The organism is Brunnivagina elsteri CCALA 953, from assembly GCF_002289455.1.
Lineage (GTDB): Bacteria > Cyanobacteriota > Cyanobacteriia > Cyanobacteriales > Nostocaceae > Brunnivagina > Brunnivagina elsteri.
The window spans coordinates 1-19,969 of record NZ_NTFS01000076.1; the positions used below are offsets into that span (position 1 = coordinate 1).

General features: G+C 39.2%; 17 protein-coding genes and 1 pseudogene. 9 read left to right on the plus strand and 9 right to left on the minus strand.

Annotation, left to right across the window (positions count from 1 at the left end; translation table 11 throughout):
• From CK510_RS09390 to CK510_RS09405, 4 genes are all read right to left on the minus strand, one after another.
• On the minus strand, nt 1-269 hold a 269-nt coding region (locus CK510_RS09390), incomplete at its 3' end, for an AAA family ATPase (protein WP_143289254.1).
• Nucleotides 270-281: 12 nt separating this feature from the next.
• A complete protein-coding gene (locus CK510_RS09395) occupies nt 282-1,286 on the minus strand; it encodes a hypothetical protein (RefSeq protein WP_095721456.1) in 1,005 nt (334 codons plus the stop codon).
• Nucleotides 1,287-1,298: 12 nt separating this feature from the next.
• Nucleotides 1,299-2,348 (minus strand): caspase family protein, encoded by a 1,050-nt coding sequence (locus tag CK510_RS09400; protein WP_095721457.1) that lies wholly within the window; start codon nt 2,346-2,348, stop codon nt 1,299-1,301.
• A gap of 216 nt (nt 2,349-2,564) precedes the next feature.
• The gene (locus CK510_RS09405; RefSeq protein WP_245911988.1) at nt 2,565-2,972 is read right to left on the minus strand and encodes a hypothetical protein; all 408 of its coding nucleotides are present in this window, start codon (nt 2,970-2,972) and stop codon (nt 2,565-2,567) included.
• A 788-nt stretch (nt 2,973-3,760) separates the two neighbouring features.
• Between CK510_RS09405 and CK510_RS09410 the strand changes: the two genes are divergently transcribed.
• From CK510_RS09410 to dnaB, 3 genes are all read left to right on the plus strand, one after another.
• Nucleotides 3,761-4,138 carry a hypothetical protein gene (locus CK510_RS09410; protein WP_095721458.1) on the plus strand — a complete coding sequence of 126 codons (378 nt, stop codon included), beginning with the start codon at nt 3,761-3,763 and terminating at the stop codon, nt 4,136-4,138.
• A gap of 334 nt (nt 4,139-4,472) precedes the next feature.
• On the plus strand, nt 4,473-5,348 hold the full coding sequence (locus CK510_RS09415) for a hypothetical protein (RefSeq protein WP_095721459.1): 876 nt from the start codon (nt 4,473-4,475) through the stop codon (nt 5,346-5,348).
• Nucleotides 5,345-6,697, plus strand: coding sequence for a replicative DNA helicase (gene dnaB / locus CK510_RS09420; RefSeq protein ID WP_095721460.1), 1,353 nt, complete (start codon nt 5,345-5,347; stop codon nt 6,695-6,697). The genes CK510_RS09415 and dnaB overlap by 4 nt, the downstream gene beginning before the upstream one ends.
• On the opposite strand, the gene CK510_RS09425 is transcribed toward dnaB, so the two are convergent.
• Nucleotides 6,694-7,686, minus strand: coding sequence for a relaxase/mobilization nuclease domain-containing protein (locus CK510_RS09425; protein ID WP_095721461.1), 993 nt, complete (start codon nt 7,684-7,686; stop codon nt 6,694-6,696). The genes dnaB and CK510_RS09425 overlap by 4 nt on opposite strands.
• A gap of 332 nt (nt 7,687-8,018) precedes the next feature.
• On the opposite strand from CK510_RS09425, the gene CK510_RS09430 reads away from it, so the two are divergent.
• Genes CK510_RS09430 through CK510_RS09440 form a run of 3 tightly spaced genes read left to right on the plus strand, consistent with a single transcriptional unit; the run spans nt 8,019 to nt 9,968 of the window.
• Nucleotides 8,019-9,161 carry a ParM/StbA family protein gene (locus CK510_RS09430; RefSeq protein WP_095721462.1) on the plus strand — a complete coding sequence of 381 codons (1,143 nt, stop codon included), beginning with the start codon at nt 8,019-8,021 and terminating at the stop codon, nt 9,159-9,161.
• Complete coding sequence (locus tag CK510_RS09435) at nt 9,124-9,588, plus strand: hypothetical protein (RefSeq protein WP_143289255.1); 465 nt, start codon at nt 9,124-9,126, stop codon at nt 9,586-9,588. Before CK510_RS09430 ends, CK510_RS09435 begins: the two co-directional genes overlap by 38 nt.
• A 44-nt stretch (nt 9,589-9,632) precedes the next feature.
• Complete coding sequence (locus tag CK510_RS09440; RefSeq protein ID WP_095721464.1) at nt 9,633-9,968, plus strand: hypothetical protein; 336 nt, start codon at nt 9,633-9,635, stop codon at nt 9,966-9,968.
• Between the two features lie 17 nt (nt 9,969-9,985).
• Here CK510_RS09440 and CK510_RS09445 read toward each other — a convergent pair whose 3' ends face one another.
• The gene (locus CK510_RS09445; RefSeq protein WP_095721465.1) at nt 9,986-10,276 is read right to left on the minus strand and encodes a helix-turn-helix domain-containing protein; all 291 of its coding nucleotides are present in this window, start codon (nt 10,274-10,276) and stop codon (nt 9,986-9,988) included.
• 330 nt (nt 10,277-10,606) lie between these two features.
• On the opposite strand from CK510_RS09445, the gene CK510_RS09450 reads away from it, so the two are divergent.
• Nucleotides 10,607-11,653 carry an Alr2735 family protein gene (locus CK510_RS09450; protein WP_095721466.1) on the plus strand — a complete coding sequence of 349 codons (1,047 nt, stop codon included), beginning with the start codon at nt 10,607-10,609 and terminating at the stop codon, nt 11,651-11,653.
• A gap of 141 nt (nt 11,654-11,794) precedes the next feature.
• Here the strand turns inward: CK510_RS09450 and CK510_RS09455 are convergent, their stop codons facing one another.
• The gene (locus tag CK510_RS09455; protein WP_095721467.1) at nt 11,795-12,706 is read right to left on the minus strand and encodes a hypothetical protein; all 912 of its coding nucleotides are present in this window, start codon (nt 12,704-12,706) and stop codon (nt 11,795-11,797) included.
• A 668-nt stretch (nt 12,707-13,374) separates the two neighbouring features.
• Complete coding sequence (locus tag CK510_RS09465) at nt 13,375-17,214, minus strand: HEAT repeat domain-containing protein (protein WP_245911991.1); 3,840 nt, start codon at nt 17,212-17,214, stop codon at nt 13,375-13,377.
• Nucleotides 17,215-17,351: 137 nt separating this feature from the next.
• On the opposite strand from CK510_RS09465, the gene CK510_RS09470 reads away from it, so the two are divergent.
• Both CK510_RS09470 and CK510_RS09475 read left to right on the plus strand, forming a co-directional pair.
• Nucleotides 17,352-17,687, plus strand: a complete 336-nt coding sequence (locus CK510_RS09470; protein WP_095721468.1) for a hypothetical protein — start codon at nt 17,352-17,354, stop codon at nt 17,685-17,687.
• Nucleotides 17,680-18,147, plus strand: a complete 468-nt coding sequence (locus tag CK510_RS09475) for a type II toxin-antitoxin system YhaV family toxin (RefSeq protein ID WP_095721469.1) — start codon at nt 17,680-17,682, stop codon at nt 18,145-18,147. The genes CK510_RS09470 and CK510_RS09475 overlap by 8 nt, the downstream gene beginning before the upstream one ends.
• Nucleotides 18,148-18,155: 8 nt before the next feature.
• On the opposite strand, the pseudogene CK510_RS32650 reads toward CK510_RS09475, so the two are convergent.
• A pseudogene (locus CK510_RS32650) lies at nt 18,156-19,969 on the minus strand (hypothetical protein); the annotation flags it as partial.

Sequence of the window (19,969 nt, forward strand, 5' to 3'; positions counted from 1 at the left end):
CCCTCTTTTGCTTTAGTAGTTGAACGAATATCCCAACGATAAAACGGAAGTCCAAGTTCGTAAGCAACTGCACTCGCTAACCGAGTTTTTCCACATCCAGCTTCCCCTTCAATTAACAAAGGTCGTCGCAGATAAATCGCCAAATTTACTGCTTTAATTAACTCTTCAGATGCAATATAAGGTTCTGGTTCCTTGGGTGCATCTGGATGGGGATTTTGTGGTTGAATATCAGGATTATTTGTAAATCTATACTGTATTTTTTTACTCATATTTCACCCTATTTACAATTGACAATTAACAAGCCTTTTTGGTAAATCTTCTAATTCTTGACTCACCATTCTAGGAATACCTTTATTCGTTTTTAGAAAAATTTGTTTTCCTATTTCATTAATTTTGCTTCCAGTCAGATTAGATTGATAATTAATAAAGCATGAAGAATATCTGACCAACCATTCGTTAATATGTTTTTCATTCCAGGTTGTCAGAGGCAATTCGATGAGTTTTGAATAGTTTTTAAATACTTGTTTATATTCAGACTCAATAGGGTACTCTGCATCAATGACACAGATAATTTTGATACCAGGTGTATCCTTTTTATTTTTGCATTTAGAAACTAATGGTTGCCAAAAATCATCTAAAAACCAACGAATGATTTCGCATTGATTAGTTAGATTATTCCAATTATTTATTTCAAAAAAAATAACACTACCTGTGCAAATAGATTGACAAATTTTATTAATGATTTCATTAGTTGACTCTTGTATATCTGTATTGTCTTGAAATACAGTGTGAACTTGTAATTGTTTAGCCAGAGGTTCCAATATTCCAAAATGGTCTTGGCGACTCATAATATTTATTCCAATTGGAAAATGTCTAGGATTACCATGATTCTTCTCTAGTAAATTTCTGATGATAGAAATACATAATTCGCCTGCCATTGAGTGACTATTCTCTAAAAAGAATAAGGATTCAATCTCTTTTTTTTCTAATTCTTTGTTAATTAATTTCCTAGCTTTATCAAAATCTATTTCTGGAAGATTTTTTTTAATATCTATATACTTTTGATTAGGATTATTCTCTGAAGCTTCTAGCTGATTTAGCTCCATTTCAACCTGTTTCATTTGCTCCAATAATTCATCACCCTGTTTTTTGAGCAAAAGATGAGAACGAGCATCGCGTTCGCTATTCATTTGCTCGTTAACTACTGTACATTGCTCGCTGAGACTTGCCAACTTTTCCTCTAGCATTTGCTTTTGAAGTTTAGTTGTTCTAGATATTCCTACCATGTATGTTTACAGTCAATTTAGTTTTTCTAACTCGGCTTCAACCTGTTTCATGTGCTCCAATAATTCATCAGCTTGTTTTTTGAGCAAAAGACGAGAACGAGCATCGCGCTCGCTGTTCATTTGCTTGTTAACCACTGCATATTCCTCGCTGAGACTTACCAACTGCTCTTCCAGCATTTGCTTTTGAAGTGCAGCAGTTTTACTTAAACCAGATCGAGTAGAATCATCCCGCGACTTGGGTTGATTACCAGAGGTTACAGACGATACACTAGCTTCCATCTTAATTTCTGCTGGTTTGGGGTAACAACGATAATCAGCTAAAATTATATCCCCTAAACCCTCAGTACGAGCAGTTGGTTCTTGGGTCAAACTATTTTGAATATTCCAACGGCGTAATTCACCCAATACGTAGAGCTTGAGGTTATCCACAGTTACAAAATTTTTACCTGAAAAATCACCTTTACCACTTAATCCCTGCAATAAATAGTAAGTAAAAACCCCATGTTGTTTTTCTTGCCATTCAAAAGCTTTTTGCTGTGCGGTACTTGCAGCTATCAGTGCAAAACCCTCTGCCAACTCGTAAACATTGCGAATAAACTCCGGATCGGTTAAATCCCTGCCAAGTTCCACCCCACTATGACAAGCATCTAAAGTCAAAACTAATTGACGTGCTTGGCTATCTCGCATGAATTTTTCCACCTCAGCCAAAGATATAGCTCTCGTCTCCAATAAATCCTGCCGAGTATCCCGTGTAATTAAAACAGGTTCCTTTTTATTAACCTCCCTTTCTACCCTGGTACCGTGACAGGCAAAATGCACCCAAAGTAAATCATCTGACTGTACCTGATGGCAAAGCTGCTTCAATTGCGCTTCCACATTGTCGCGAGTCGGAAATAAATGGCTGTCCCGCTCCAACTCATCATGCAAGCAAACAACCTCATAGCCAACCTGCTGGAGAATATTTGCGATCGCTAACACATCATTAACGCAAAATTTGAGAGTTCCAAAGTTTGGGTCAGTATAGCGATTTATACCCACTAGGAATGCCCATCGTTGCGCCATTGTTTTTCTCCAATTCGTTTCCAATCAAAGCTTTAGTATAGAAAAAATCCCTGCGATCGCATAATACACGAAAATCTTGGCGAGTAAAAATTATTGCCAGTTATATATCGCGATCGCACAGCTTATAAAAAATATAACTTTTATAAAAAATATCGCGAATATACCCGAAAAACCCAACCATTAAAAGCTAGGTTTTTGGTTGTGGGGATATATTATTTATTCTGGCTCACCGCTACTTCCTAAAAGTAAACACAAGCGCAGTCTCGAAATCTCCGCGATTAATTCCTCAAAGAGAATCAGGTCAAATTGTGGTGGTGTCAAACCTTGCGCGATCGCAATACTATGAGTTTTGGCAATTTGGTTGATGTCATCGCTAATTTTCAATAATTGCCAGTAGCACTTCCAATTTACTTGAGGGATAGTTTTGATGCGACATCCTGCCATTTTGCGTCGGACTAGCTCTGCCTTGCTGATATTCAAAGAATCGGCTAACGCTTGCCAATGCTCGTTTTTTTCTTTGGTCAGTAGCATTTCAAATCTAACTGTATGGTGTTTTTGCTTGGCTGTCATATTGCGATCGCTCAACTTTTCTCTAGTCTGAAAGTTTTGCAATTTAGCAACCACTATCAAAAGTGATACGCCACAAATGTACGTCTAATATCAAGCTTTTAACAGCACTTGCACCCAAAAAGAACTAACAACTTAATTTTGAATTATAAAAAAAATACAGCAACTATCCGCCTTATTCAATTTAAAACACCAATTTTATAACCCAATGTGTAGCTTTTGTAACTGTAATAAGGCGACAGTATTATTACTTAAGTGAGTTTGTCCAAATTAACATCATTAAAAATGCAACATTCATCTACTTTCCGTACAGTTCGAGCGATCGCTAAAAATACATTTTTCCTCCGACGCATATACTGGTTGCAGTAATTGTCATAATAACCACAGCAATAATGTCTATTATTTTTCTTTGTTTGTAGATTTATTGAGGTGTAACAGAAATAAATATATCTATGTCTGAAGTAATTGGTATAAAACCTGACTATAGAGGTAGAAGTACAATTAAAACTACATTTTGATAAGTAGATTTATTTTACGACTTTTGGCTGAATTATTTTGCCTTGATGGTTTTTGTGAGATATCATACGAGTATTAAATAAATGCAACAAATATAGTGTTTGCAGTTAGTAATGGGTGTGTTTTATCGACGGATACCTACCACTAAATAGTTACCATTAGAATTTGCATCTCATGGCAGTTGAATAATCAGAGTGGTAAATGTCTAATAAAAATTAGATATATAACACAAAAAACGCAAAAAATATTCACGTCTTCCACAACATTATGGAGAGTGTGTTATTCCACTATTGGAAAGAATGGTGGATATTTGACACGCATTTTAAAACATGACTGAAGAGAATCAATCTCACCCTAAAAAGTCTCAGCAAAATTCCGATTTGCCATATACTACCGAGCGAATTAAGATGAAGTATAAAATCTTTAAGCTGATTGCTTATAAGTTGGTGAACGGGCAGACAGCAATAACCACACGCCAAATGGCTATTTCAGTTTGTAAAACTGCTAATATTGTCGAGCGTTTTTTGGAAAGACGTGGAGTTTCTCCAATCAAAGTAATACTTCCCAACCATCTTGTGGCAGATATGATTCCACTCTCAATAGCGGTAGATTTTTGGAAATATCTAAACAATTCAGGTAGAGGAAATACCTTGACTAAACTAGGTCAAAAGTATCTAGACCAAAGCATTGTAGATTCTTCTAAATAGTTGAAAAATTCAGCTAGAAATTTGAGCCTACATCAGATAAAATTGTAGTAATAAGAGTATTCCAAGTAAAAAAATGCCCAATTGTCATTGCGAGGAGGAACGACGAAGCAATCCCGTAATCTCCAAGTTCTTGCGTTCGCGGAGCGTGTCCGCTTCGGACTTATGCTTCATTCCGCTTCGCTCCATTCGCAATGACGGATTTTGGATCATTTATTTGTTGGAACACTCTAATTCATTTACTGGGATACATTTTAGGGATACATTTTAGGTATGCAAAATATGAGTGCAAACCCATTATCTTTGAAGTCAATAGGAGCTTTAAAGAGTTGAAATCATGGCAAACAAGAAGCGCATTATCCGCCGTCCAAAAAAGTTGGAGGAATTAAAAATGGAAGGCTATTTCATGATTTCCAAACATGATGCCGCAATTGCGATCGCCAACAAATTAACGGGTAGTCAATGTCGTCTCTGGCTGTATTTAATGACCATTGACCCGTTTGCGGATTACACGGTCAATGGCGAAATAAAGTACCATAATTTACCACCAATTGTAGATATTGCGGTTGCGATCGGTATTTCACCCGACACGATTGATAAGGATTTGAGAAAGCTACGCTACCTGAAGCTTTACGACTATCGCACCTTATCCGTCCAGGGGCACAATTTGACATCGGCAAGGGCAAAAATAGAAGCGGACAGATTGAAGCAAAAGCCAGAATTGAAGTCGGAACAGAAGCCCAAACCGAATACTGACAAAGCTTCCGCTTATTTAAGCGGTGATGGGAACTATTTAACCGGTAGTTCCGCTTATTTAAGCGATGATGGGGACTATATAAGCGGAACTTCCGCTTATTTAAGCGATTCTCAGAGCTTGGAATCGTCTCCAGAGAAGGGTTTGAATCTTCCTTCAAACTATTCAAACTATACAGACTTCATTCAAACTCTCCCAGAAGGGGAACGAGAGATTTTTTTGACTTACTGCCAAGAGATAGCTAAAAATTTGACGCAGAAGGTGAACGACATTGAAGCATGGCTAGCTCACAAAACCAAAGCCGGAAAAAATCGTTGGGAAGTCTACTACAAAATATTTGTGGAAACGCAGGGAAATTTTCATGAGCAAGAGTATGCGATCGCAGAAACAATTCAACAGGAACTGGAGCAAAGACAGCAGCAAGCCATTCGCAAGTGGAAGGAAGGGGGAGATTCATGAATGATAAATTACCACCTCAGAATATAGAAGCAGAAGAGTCAATTTTAGGTGGAATCATGCTGGATTCAGAGGCAATTCCACGAGTCAGGGATATCTTGGATGCGGAAGCATTTTACGTACTTTCTCACAGAGAAATTTATCGTTCGGCATTGCAACTCTACCTGTCTGGTAAACCCACAGACTTAATGTCGGTGACAAATTGGTTGAGAGACAGGAATTTACTAACCTCTATCGGTGGTCGAAACAAGTTAGTTTCTCTAGTGGAGGGGACAGTTTCGGCAATCAATATCGATTCCCTAGCCAAATTGGTAATGGACAAACACACTCGCAGAAAAATAATTTCAGCAGGTAGGGAAATCGCTCAACTGGGTTACGAAACCCAAACTGAACTACAGGTAGTTGTCAACGACTGCGAACGCAAGTTATTCCAAGTTACAAACCAGATATTGGATTCCAAAACGGAACACAACAGCACCATTGCTGCGGCTGCATACCAGGAACTACAGGCAAGTAACCCAATTTACATGACTGGACTCAAAGAACTCGATCAACTCTTGGTGGGATTTGAGGGTGGTACGATGACAATTTTGGCAGGTAGACCATCGATGGGGAAGTCCTTTATTGCTTCTTTTCTAGCCCTTCAGATGATATTACTGCACAAACTACCAGTGATTATTTTTTCTTTGGAGATGACCAAAAAGCAATTGGAATATCGCTTGTGGAGTTTTATTAGTGCCAGCAGTGCGTACAGGGAATTTAGCTTTTTCCCGATGACATGCGATCGCATCCGCAGACATCGCTCTACAGAAAAACCTTTGGAAGAATGGGAGTTGAAGTGTATTGCTTCCCTGAGTGAAGTTGTTTCTGATTTACCCCTATATATCAACGATTACAGGGGAATTGATGTTTTAGGAATTGCTTCCGAGTGCCGCCAAATTCAATCATGTATGGGAAAAATTGGCTTGGTGGTAGTTGATTACTTGCAAATGATGGCAGTTGATGCAGATGGAAATCGCAGCTACGAATTGGGGAACGTGGCTAGGGAATTGTACAAGCTGGCAGGTGATTTAAATGTTCCAATATTAGCACTTTCCCAAATTTCTAGGTCGGTAGAAGCCAGACCAAATAAACGTCCGATGATGAGTGACTTAAGTCAATCGGGAGTGTTAGAAATGGTTGCCGACAACATCATTCTTGCTTACCGCGATGAATATTACAATTCCAATAGCTTTAACCGTGGAGTGCTGGAATTAATCGTTGCCAAAGCACGACATGGAAATACGGGAACTGCTGCGGTATGGTTTGACCGAAATTACGGCACCATCACAGATATGAAAAGCAAAAACTAATCTATTTCAATTTGTCGATTGTTTCGAGATTGGGCAGAAGGCTTTAATTCCGACATGGGAACACTTGCGATCGCACTGTTAAAAGATGAGTTTTGAGGATGATTGATGATTTTTTGAGTCAAAGTATTCAGGGAAATGTCAATTTCATTGCGATCGCCATATCTAACATTTTCCAATAATACAAAAATATCCCGCTTTAAGTTGCAATCAATACCTTGTTCCTTTAAGGCATTAAGAGTAGAGCTTTTGCTATTTCTGCCCAATTTCCCACCACGAACCCATACCTCACCTAAAGAATAGGAGATACCTTGAATTATGCCTTCTTCGCTTACCTTTAATGATGTTTTGATACCTGTCGAATTTAATTTATCGATAAATTCACTCATAGTAATTCCTGGCTCAATTGCATTTTCCATCGCATCTTGGATTTTCTCTACGGCACTTTTTTCCACAGGTTTTGTTCGTATTCCTCCTTCCAATTCTTGCCGTTCTCTTTTCATCCGTCGTTTTTGTCCTGTTGTTGGTGCTGTTCTGTCAACTTCCCAAGAACAGGGTACAGAAGTTAGGTCAAATTGGGATTCTAAACTTCTTAAAACCTTCTCCAAGCGTTTTTTATCGTACCAATCCGATACACATTCACCATCAATATTGATGCGACTTGCGGCAATATGGAGGTGGAAATGATTTTGGTCATTGTGGGATGCGGCAAAATACAAGTTTTTCTCAAATCCCATTCCCACAAGTGTTTCTCCGACAATTTCTTGTAGTTGTTCCTTATTCGGTTTTTCGGTTGGAGGAAAACTAATGCTGATATGAGAAACAGGAGATTTAACTCTGTAATTAAGTTGATAGGTTGCTGCAAGTTGACTGTAAAAATCTTCTGCTGTATCTCCAGCCAAATTAGTACAAATAAGTTCTGCTTGCTCCTTTTCGAGAATGTATTTTGTAAGTCCAGTAAAACTTTTCCCTTTTTTAATTTTCCCAATCATTGCTGTTTCCTAACTCGGATATTTATGAATTTTGACAAATGCCATCTACATAGCTATCTGATTATCAAGAACATACGGATGTCACCACTGCTGGCTCCCCTGATAGTGAAAGTCAGGTGTCATTATAGCCCGTGAATTAAGACAGTAAAACCAGGAAAAATACAGGAAAATAAATATGGAAAATAACGAGAATTTCCAGGTATTTTCCTACTAAATTCCTGTTCTTAATTTTATGTCTATAGTAATAGCAGAAAAAAATTACTATCGGTATATTCTCGCAACCAATCCTAGCTGCTAACTTGAAACAAAAGCTAACAGGAAAAAATTTCTTTATGGCTAAATTAAACAGAGAAGCTTATCCCGAAGTTATTCTCACACTCGACTTTGGTGGAAGCGGTACAAAGGGAATCGTACAAATTCGTGGTGGAAAACCGACGGTACTTTGGATGGAACCTGCTGTCATTGAAGCCAATCCGATTTTCCTCCGCGATAAAGCTCATAACTTGGGAAATACCTATCCTGAGAATGCAGCATGGGTAGGAATTGGCGAAGATTACCGAGCAGTTGGTTATCTGGCACGAACAGTTTACCGTGCCACATTGGGATTAAAACCGCGAAAATACGAACTTGCTGTTTACAAAACTCTAGCAGTTGTATGGACGATCGCAGAAAAATTCAAGTTGCTAGATTCTTTCTCGGTTTCCCTGGCACTGTTATTACCACCTGGAGAATTTGAAGACTCCGCATTTTTAAAACCAATGCTCAAGGATGCACTGGATGAATTTGATACACCGATGGGAATTATGCGAGTTCATTTGATTGGTTATGAATGCTTTCCCGAAGGAGGTGGTATTTATGCAATGTACTGTAAAAATACGGGGGAAGCGATTCGACGTAAAGTTATTGCCTTGGTGATGTTGGGATACCGCAATGCTTCTGCGATCGTATCTCGACGGGGGATTTTGAATCGAGGTAAAACTGCAAATTTGGGCATGGTCAGAATGGTTGATTTGGTTATGGAAAGAACATCCGGATACGAATCAGAAGAACTATTAGAAGCGATTATTGCTGCGGGTAGCGAACCAAAAGCCCAACATTTTTACCATCTTTGTAACTCGAAAATGAATTTCAATCGGCAAATTGAACAAATTATATTTGCTGTAAATTCTGCTAGAGATGAATATATAAATTCCCTCGCAAACTGGCTGAAGGAAGTGTTACCAACAAAAAATGAATTAGATGAAGTAATTATTTGTGGTGGTACTGCTGATTATTTACGAGACGATTTAGACGCAATATTTCCCGTAACACCAGTAGTTTGGCATGGAGGAGTTGAAATATCCAAAATATTAAACGAGCAATGGTTGGGGAATCGTCTTGCTGATGTATGGGCATTATCTGTTTACCACGGAATCAAAGTGAAAGCAGGGTTAAAAAATGCAGAAGGCAGTAGACAGGAGGCAGAAGTTGGATAAAGATGAGAAAACAAAAAATGGAATCAAAGATTTTAAATGGCGGTATCAAACATCTCTAAATTCTGATATAGGAAAGATGCTTGCCTACTTACAAAACCAAACATTACACCCATCCCAGAATAAAACAGCGATGATTATGGCAGCGTTAACGACTTTCTATATGCCTCTGGCATTGTATAACGAAGGCGATCGCACTCACGAATGTTTGGAGTTGGTACTATTTAATTCTGTAAAAGCGATCGCAAATCATCTCAAGTTTACCTGTGTGGTTTTAAATATTGATACAGCGCGTATTGCTAATATTTTTTACCACGCAATTGGAGAATTAGAAAGTCCAAGTTTTAGCTACCAAATAGATTCAAATCAACTTCAATCTCCAATAAATGAAACATCTCCAGAATTAGAAGAATTTGACCCTCAAATGTAATTGCCAACGAAATTGGCAAAGCTTACCCCCAACTTAAACCTCAAATGGAAACGGTTAAACAACTTCTACCAATTCCCATAAAGGATGAGCTAATCACTGTCACAAACCTTGCCAAGTTATATGTAGAGCGTATCGGTAAATCCTTGAACCACAATGGCAGTAATCTATGTAGCCCAAGGGTGATGAATGAAATTTTGATTGCTAAGGGAATGCAAGTAAAAAATCCCAACAGCGATGCCAAAAAGAGCGGACAACCTCTGTACTTACCAACAGATAAAGGTAAGCAGCACAGCAAGGTTATCTTGCAGGAAGCCAAAGGGAGCAACAAAACTATCCAGCAACTACGATGGTTCCCGTCGGTATTGAACATAATTGATTAGCACCTGTACCGAAAAAATTAAGAGCCAGTGAGCAAACCAGTCCCATTCATTGCTGAAATATCGCGATCGCCATCATAGGTATATTCAAACAAATCTGTTGGGGTAATAATTCGACTGTCACCCCTACTGTTGTAAGCTTTCGTCAATCCGTTACACAGAGAATTAATTACCCGACCACTTATTTGTTCGATTTCATCAACATTTTTGAGCTTGGAAATGGAAGTTGGATGAAGTTCTGCCAGTTCTGCTAGTTCTTTATTACTAATTTTTTTTTCTGCCATCAGCATTCTCAGTCGCCAGCGAATCATGGGTAAAAGCCTCTTATTCTCTTCCTACTTTACATTGTGCCCTCAAAAAAGCCATTTATTACCTGCTAGCTAACTTTAAACTTCGATCTAACCTATCTTTCATAGCAAGATGCGAATAAATAATGTTTATAATATTTAAAAGTAGCTAGGTATCTGTATTTTTGGTATATAATACTAAAAGCGAACGCCTCTCCGCCAAGATTGTGCGTCCGCTTTATGTATAGTTCAAGTAGCGAAAAACCTTGCCCTATAGAGGAAACAAGAGTTTTTATTACTAGACGTATTGATTGATTTTTCTCTGAAAAAAGAATTATACGGGTCGCAGCTTTTATGACTACCACAACAATTTTACACCAAATCCCAGCGCTCACTATAAATCTTGCTGATGCGACTGTTTCCATTCTTCAGCACGCTTTTTGGTTGCGATCGCAAAAACAGATTCTTCCTAAAAAGCGTTTTAGGGAAATGCTTGCTGCTATTGGTTGGAGTCATGGGGAAAGCCGAATTTATCTGAAAGTTGCCGATACCTTCGAGCGATTTTCTCCCGACGAACTCAAGGATGTGGAACCAAATACCATTTTGGTGCTGGCAAAGCATCAAAATAAATATCGCCAGGTAATTGAGAAGTTGCTTGATTGCGGTAGAATTACCCAAGAAATAGTTCGTGATTTAATTGCCTCCGTCTGTAAACCCCAAACACCGAAGTCGGATAAACTCAGTATTTGGAAAACAGCAAGGGATGGGAAACCCGTGTGTCGCATTCCCGACATCATGGAAGAAGACAGGCAAACGGGTAAAATCATTCAACAAGAAATGGATGAAAATGGAACCATTCCCCAAACCATAATTCGGGAAGCAGTGGAATTGTGGCAAGCTTTTCGTGATGGGAAGTTGGCTTTTGTGGAAGATAGTGTTGGTGTCGGGGAAGAAGTCGAAAATCCAATTGGGGATAATTTGGATATAAATGATTCGGAAGTCTCAGAAGATGTTGGGGTTGAGGAACAATATTCTACAGAAATTAGGGTGCATTCGGACTTAAATAATGTCGAGAATTATCAACCGGAATCTGAGGAATTGGTATCACACCAGGTCGATAATATTAGCGATTTTGAGATGGTAAAAGTAAATGCGAAAATAATACCACAAGATGACGTTTTAGAAAGTGAAATTTCGCTGAAAGAGGAATTATTATCGGCATTAAAAACTGGAAAAACTTGGTCGGAAATTATTGTTTTTACAGAAACTTATTCCCAGCAAGTAAAGATTGAATCTTGGAATTTATTAGATACGGAGAGTAAAGGAAAATTACTGCAATTAAAGGAAGAATTTGAGAAAACACCCAAGATTAACTACCAGAAGGCAAATTACCAAACTTGATATATTTCGCAGTGCCGATATTAATCCCAACCCATGCGATCGCCCACAATTCCCACACTGTCACATGGAATCCTCCCGAAAAGTAAATGCGATCGCAATTCGAGTCACTGAGCGCTATTGCTTACATACGATAGTTAGGTGCTAACTTTGCGATCCAAATCGCGCTAATAAATCCTCACGCGATAAATTTGGTAATTCTAACAATAAAGTTGCATACTCCTGACTCGATAAACAGGCGATCGATGGAATAATTGCTACTAATTGAGAATCAACCCCACCAAAACGAACCAAAAATAAGTTTTCCAATAATTGTCGTCGTTCCTGTTCGATACCTTGCTCGATACCTTGACCTTTAGTTTCCTGTTCCCATTCTAAGTAAGCTTGTGACAACTGCATCATGTCCTCCCTTTCTTCTAAATCGATTTCTCTGCCTACTTCTATGCTAATCTTCCAACTGTAAAGTAGCTTTAAAATTTTGCTACGTCTGGTATCTTGTTTGGACAAAGCGATTACTTCGTCAACTGCTTGTTTTTGCGTCAATCCCTTTCCCAATAACCGCAGCCATAGTGTATTGGGAGTTATGGGTAACTGGTCGATCGCAATAATTCGGGTTAAAAATATACTACCTAAAGCATACACACCCTTTTCCCAAGTTTCATCTTCGGTTGCGTTTAAACCCTGCAATAATCGCTGTGAGCAGGAAGTTGCGATAATCCACAGTTGGGGAAGTTCTTCTTCGGATATTTTGTCTTCGTCTCGTTTGATTTGACGCTGGATTTCCGATTCTAGATGGTACAACTTGTAAAGACAACTGCGAATTTCCTGGTTTGTCGGTTGTTTGCGGTATGGTTCGAGCAAACAGGGTGTTTGGGCAATTCTTCCCAGCATTCCTAAATCTTCGGTAATTGCTTCTGGGGAAGTAGAAGGAGTAAACCAAATATCAACAAACTTTGCTTCTCCTGGGATTTCGTAGTTAATTCTAACCTCACCCAAGGGGGAGAGAAATTCTTCAAAAAATTGTTTGGAAAATTGGTCGAACGGGTTTCTAGCCACTGGAAAATTGAATAAAACTAGTAAATGCTTGTACCGTAGGCTTTCAAATTATCCCGTATGTAGAATATTTACACTACTTTGGTTTACAAATATTGAAAGGAACATAAATCGGTAGATGGGAAAATAATTACAATCCTGGAGTAGCGCGATAAGCGGAGCTTAATGCCAAAGGCATATCGCATCTCTAAATGGAGCCGAGGAAATAGCGCGTTCGTGTAGCGACTCGGAACGAGTATCGCATAATTTCTGTAGAACCAAAGCAGCATCACTTCTGTGCGTTCGCTTATTTTTAAACTCCAAATTGAATTAAAGCCTTAATTCAAAGGGAAAAGGGCGTTTTTTAAGTAAGCAGGGAATACAAGGTAATAAATATTACCTTTTTATTAAGCTCCTAGAAGCATCTATTTAAGACGTAGAGGGGTATAAACCATAAAAATGGCTAAAACCTTGTTTGAACTCAAAATGCTGGAATTGCTTGTAGAGCCTAGATTGTAAGCCCTATAAGGGTTAATCAAATTTTCGGGTCAAAAATGAGCGAACGCTGAGTCACTTAGGATTGTGAATGAAATAAGAAAGCAATTGTTCTTGTGGAGCAGGCATCCTGCCTGCATACTAAATCAAGAACGGGCAGGATGCCCATTCCACAATATATGTAAATTATTTAAATTTCATTCCTTACTTTTATTTGAAGAAATATTACCAAACGTAGTATTATCACCAGTCACGGTGATTATAGTACCCACATCACTATTATTAACCGCTAAGTTATTCACAATCCCGCGAATTGTTTCTTCTGCTTCCTGTTTATCCCATCCTGCTGTTGCTAATCCTTTACCACCACACAATAAAGCAACTGCAAAATCTTCGGTAGCAAAGTCGAAAAATGGGGTTTGTTCGGCTTTACATAAATCCTGTGCGCTTTCGGGAACGGTTTTGCTGAGGTAGTTCATTAAATGGGAAACCCGCACAACTTTATCCCCCGGTTGGTTTGCAGCACCTTGCAATGCTTCCAGGAGATGGTAAGTGTAGACGCTCATTTTGCCATCTGGACGTATCCACGATGATTGGTTTCCCGTGGAGGAGGTGAAAACGACTTTTCCCGTACCTTGTTGAATAATGTTTTTGGGTAAGGCTGTCTGGGTAAAACCTTTGGGTAATGGGGGACGGTTTTTTGTGTCTCCTTCCTTTGATGATGCCATTCCTTGAGCGTGACAGCTATCGATAATTACGAGTAATTGCTTTGCGGGGATTTGTTGTAATGCTGCGTTGAATTGGGTTGCGGGTAATGCTGTATCGGTAATATCTGCTCTATCAGTTTCGTGGGGGATGAGGTAGTAATCTCCCGATGCATCCAAGCAACCATGACCGGAATAATAGATAAATATAGTTGCTTCGGGGTCGTTTTCGGTTTGTTGTTTGAGCCAGTTTAAGCCATCTAAGATATTTGCGCTGGTTGCGATCGCGTTGGAGAGCAAGCGTAGATGTTGGTTGTTGTCAATATAGCCGCATAGTTTTTCGTTAGTGAGGAGAGTTTTGACTGCTTCGATGTCTTTGACTGTGGTGGGTAGGGATAGTTTTGGTTCTTCGCATTCTCCGACACCAATGAGTAGGGCATAGTTATGGGAGAGGATGTTGGACATGGTGCGATCGCGTTTGGGTTTGTAGTATTTGAGGTGTTGTTGGATTTCTTCGAGTGCGTTTAGGGGGTTTAATGAATTTCCACCGTTATTTTGTTGGAGGAAATTTTGATTATTTAGAACTTTAACTAAATTAATCATTGTTACTTCAGATTTAATTTCTCCCAGGGCAGATGCGGCTCTCCAACGTACATATAAATCTTTATCTTCGAGAAGTTTAATTAAACTGGGAACTGCTGCCTCTGATTTGATTTTTCCCAAGGCATCTACGGCACTTTCGCGTACAGATGAATCTGCATCTTCGAGAAGTTTAATTAAACTGGGAACTGCTGCCTCTGATTTGATTTTTCCCAAGGCATCTATGGCACTTTTGCGTACAGATGAATCTGCATCTTCGAGAAGTTTAATTAAACTGGGAACTGCTGCCTCTGATTTGATTTTTTCCAAGGCATCTACGGCACTTTCGCGTACAGATGAATCTGCATCTCCGAGAAGTTTAATTAAACTGGGAACTGCTGCCTCTGATTTGATTTCTCTCAGTAAAAATATGGCAATCGAACGCATATATAAATCTTCACCTTTGAGAACTTTAATTAAATCGAAAATTGTTGGTGATGATTTGATTTGTCCCAGTGTAGATGCAGCAGTAAAACGTACAGATGAATCTTCACCTTCGAGAACTTTAATTAAATCGGGAATTGTTGGTGATGATTTGATTTGTTCCAGTGCAGATGCGGCACTCCTACGTACAAATATATCTTCATCTTCGAGAAGTTTAATTAAACCGGAAATTGCCTCTGATGATTTGATTTCTCCTAGTGCAGATGCGGCACTCCAACGTACAGATGAATCTTTATCTTCGAGAAGTTTAATTAAATCGGGAATTGCCTCTGATGATTTGATTTCTCCCAGTGCAGATGCGGCACGCTTACGTACATATGAATCTTCATGTTCGAGAAGTTTAATTAAATCAGGAATTGCTGCTGATGATTTGATTTCTCCCAGTGCAGATAGGGCACTCCTACGTACATATAAATCTTTATCTTTGAGAAGTTTAAATAAACCGGGAATTGCCGCTGATGATTTGATTTCTCCCAGTGCATATGCAGCAGTAGAACGTACAGATGAATCTTCATATTCGAGAAGTTTAATTAAACTGGGAACTGCCGCTGATGATTTGATTTCTCCCAGTGCAGATGCAGCAGTAGAACGTACGGATGAATCTTCATGTTCGAGAAGTTTGTTGAATTCGAGAATTGTAACTTCTGACTTTGTTCTCTCCAAAAGCCTAATTCTTAACAAAACATGTAAATTCAATGCCTCAACTAAACCAACAGTCTTCTCCTGCCACTCAAATCTAACTTCCCCCGCAAACCTAGCTCCCAATTGCCAATCAACCTGCAAAGCCAACCTGACAACCCGCAAAGCCAACCCCTCATCATCCACCAAACCCAACATCAACGCTGTAGGTTCTGTCCATTTCAAATAATTCAAATAATCCCATTGCAAATCATCATCACTCAGGTTTCCTACTTCCTGCAAAAATCTTTCTGCGGCGTAATATTCTTGAATTAATTGATGGCGAAATTCGATTTTGTTTTCTGCCCCAATTTGGATTAAATGATGTTTGAGCAAATCATCCAACCATTTAATCGCACAATCTGCGGCACAATTTACCTTCCCTTCCAGATATGCGGTGAATATTTCCTCTGTTTGCGATCGCGATATGGCAACCAGGAATTCGGTTGGTGGGGTGGATGGTAAGGAGACACGATACATCGCGTCTGTAGATTGGGGGTTTGGGGTGTTTCCATGCATCATTGTCCAGGCTAAATGCTGTAATAACCGTTTCCACCAACGTCGTGATTCATCGGTAACGGGAATATCTTGCTTGATTTGGCGATCGTACATTTCTGTAAATAGACGAAATACCGAACCCAAATTAGTTGGGATTTGATTCCCATTGCTAGCAAATACCGAACACAACATCATCAACAGCAATGGGGTTTCCCCAAATTCCCTCAACCTTCCCCCCAACTGTTGCAACATCGCTTCTCCGGTTTCACCGAGATACCCGCGCACAAATTCCCCCATCTGGGTTTCTGTTAGGGGTTGCATTTCCAGCTTTTTGGCAATTCCCAAATCTCCACCTACCCCTAAATCCCGCGTCGTGAATACCATCGGGGTGGTTTGCTGGTAATCTTGCCGGAATTTTTGTAAATGCGATCGCGCTTCTGGTGATGGTAATTCGTTTACACCATCGATGAGCAAGAAAAAATTACCCTGTCGCAATAGTTCTTTTACGCGATCGCTGTCTATGGGTAAACTGGGGTCATGACGGTGGAGAAAGGCTGTAATTAAATCGAAAATCGAAGTTTCGTAATATCGCAATTCCACCAACACAGGGATTTTGGTACTTCCTACTAACTGCTTCCTAGCCTCCGGCTGGGAACCCACATTGCGAGACTCCGCCTCGTGGTAATCTGGAGGCGGAGCCTCTGAATCGGGATTCCCCGGCAGAGCCAGGGAACGAGAGGTAAGGTATGATTGAGATTCTTCTAAAAGCGATCGCACCAAAGCTGTGGATTTTCCCGAACCTGGACGACCAATTAAAAGCACATGTTCTGGTGCATATTTCCGCAATCCTTCCAGAACGTTTAATATTTCCCTTTCTTCCCTTGCTTCTGGTAATAGTTTCCTTTCTGATTGAGGTGTTTCTGACTGAAGTGCGATCGCTTGCAAATCGAACAACAGCGACTTTACCACCTTTTTGTCATGGTTTTTACCTACAACATCGGTGAGGGTGTAACTATCCCACCATTGGGCATATTTCTGACAAACTGATTGTAGATATGGCTTCCAGTCAAGCACTACTGTACCAGGTGAAAAAGAAAGACTTAAAAGATACTATAGCGTAGCAATTTATATATAGCTGATTCGTTTAACAACAAAAAAATCGTATTCCCTCAAAATTTCGCTATCATGTAAGTACATCACGTATATACATAATGAGTAACTCCTACAATATTCGCAGCACCAAAATTGGTAACTCTGCTGGATTTCGCTTACCAGCAGAGTTTTACCGCGAATATCCTCAGTTTGCTAATGCTTCTGGTTGGATAGAAGTATTGTCGCCCGATACTGCAATAGTCAAAATTATTCCCGAATCGGTTAATGACGAAGATGAAGACGATTCCTTGATGATGCGCCTGTTTCTCGATTTCGCCACGACGGAAGGATTGAAAAATAATACCCTACAACCTTACACAACCGACATGTCCGAGGCTGCACATAAATTAATTGAGGGTGTGGAATTAGAGGACGAGTCGTTGTCAGATGGCTAAGTTTGTCAGTAATGATTGGGAGATTTATTTTCACCCGCAACTATTTGGGACGCAATATCAAGAACTATTGGACCATGTTTCCGAACTGCGTGATAAGTTATCGGAAAGCGAGTTTAAAACCCATGCAACGGTAAAGTTATTCGCTGCAATTACTATTGCCATCGAAACCCAAATTCCTTCCGATCCTCTCGCTAGTCACTTTGCTTTGACGGGAGCATTAAAACGTTACGGACGTGTAAAGAAAATGGCTTTACCGGAAAGATATCAATTATTTTTTCGAGCATTTGATACCCCAGAATTAAAAGCGATCATGATTTTGTGGTTAGGATTTCTCCGCAAAGAGGAAGCGAAAAACGATTGCTACCAAGTATTTTCCAACATGGTGACAAGGGGGACATTTCCAGATAGCTTGGATAAGTTAATTGCAGAAGCGGAAACAACCCAGGATGAACTGGGGTAAAGATAATATTAGTCTGGCTCCAAACCTTGTGGGTGGTTCGGTTTAATCTGCTTAACCAATTTATGTTGCTTTTGCTCAAAATTTTTCTTCTCGTCTTCCGTAAATACACATATTTGTATGGGTTTATCTCTCTGTACTTTATACAGCGTCCCGCGATTATTAACCTCATCTGTAATCCTCACCATCTCTGAAGGTGTGTGATAAATTACCCGATACTTTCCATCCTCGAATGTAGCTGTTTGTATTTCTTCACCAACATTAGCAGGATTATTTTTCAAACTCACAAATGCCAGCTTCAACATCTGTTTTTCCCATTCTTCACGCTTGACTGGTTCAGTTTTGGTTATATCTGCGGTGTTTTTTTTGGTTTGAATTTCTGTTTCCTGCTTTACTGGTTGTTTTGACTTACCTTCAATTCGATCGATTATTTCTTGCAAATCCGAAAGTTCGATTGCAATAAATTTAGTTCTGCGTCCATTTTCTAATTGGTCATATTCCAAAGGAAAATTGAGAGTGTCATTGATTCTAGCTGCTGTTTTCTGCTGTGATGGTTCTGTTGGTACATTAACGCAGAAGTAAAGCTCCTGAATACTTCCTTTTTGAGCAACTGCGATACCTGCGGTGAGCTTCGCTAACGCGCTTTCAACCCCAAATTTTTTCTCTATTTCATCAGACAGTTTCTTAAAGACTTCTATATTTTGTCCTTTTTCTTGTAAAAATGGTTCAAAATATTCATTTCTAATTGGAACTATTCCTAAAGAAGCATAATCATCATGAATTAGTCCTTCATTATTTCCCCGTTGATATTGCTCTTTTAAAATTGGTTTTAATTTATCCAATAAACTCATTTTCTTTTCTCTTACTAAAACTTCCTCCCTAGTCCAAATATGAGGATATTGAATTGTTTCTGGGTCAACTTTAATATTGACAATTGTTGCTGGTGCTGATTCTAATGTTCCTTGAAACTTAAATCCATCTACTTTAATACCCCTTGCTTTTAATTTTTTGGATAATAAGTTAAATGATTCTTTGTCGATAGTACCCAAGGGATGATTATCAATTAGTGCAGTAGGATTCATTCCTTTTATGTTCTCAAAAATTTTAATTGTAATTACACCTTCTTCTCCCTTCCATTCCCGTTCTGCAAAAGTGTATTTTTTGAGATTTCCTACTTTTAATTGATTTCCTTGAGTGCTGGTAATTATTACCGATGCACTGGGTGGAGAATTTATCTCTGCTGTAAAATAAGTGTCAATTGGTAGTTGTGCTGATTCGCTGCGAAATACACCTAATTTTTTATCTTCTGCGACTAACCAGCGTTTATTCTGGTTTGGATTTGCTGGATCGGGAGCTTGTTCTATATGACACGCGACTTTTTCTCCTACCCATTTTCTTCCCAAATGTTCGTTACTAGATTTGTGGGTTCCCACGACTGCAAATTCGGTAAATTGCAGTTTATCCAATCTTCCAATTAGTTCTTCTCCAAATATGGCAAAAGCTGCTGATGTTTTCTTGAAACCATAGCTAGGATTGTCTTTACTTGCTGTGGAGATTTGCCACATTGCTGCCGCAATTGCTTCTTTTTGGGTGTCGGGAATACTTTCTCTGGCTATATCTGCATATTCTGTAACTTGCCGAAAAGCTGCTCTAACTTGTCTCCGGTTTAAACCAGGTTCAAGTTCTTTTGTTAATACCGTAATTTCTACTCCATCTTTGATTATCTCTGGGTATTTAGTAACAGTTTCCGCAGAAATATAACCAACTTTTTGATATTTTTTTTGGTTATTTAATGATTCTTCGGGATTGGATGGAATTGCAAAAG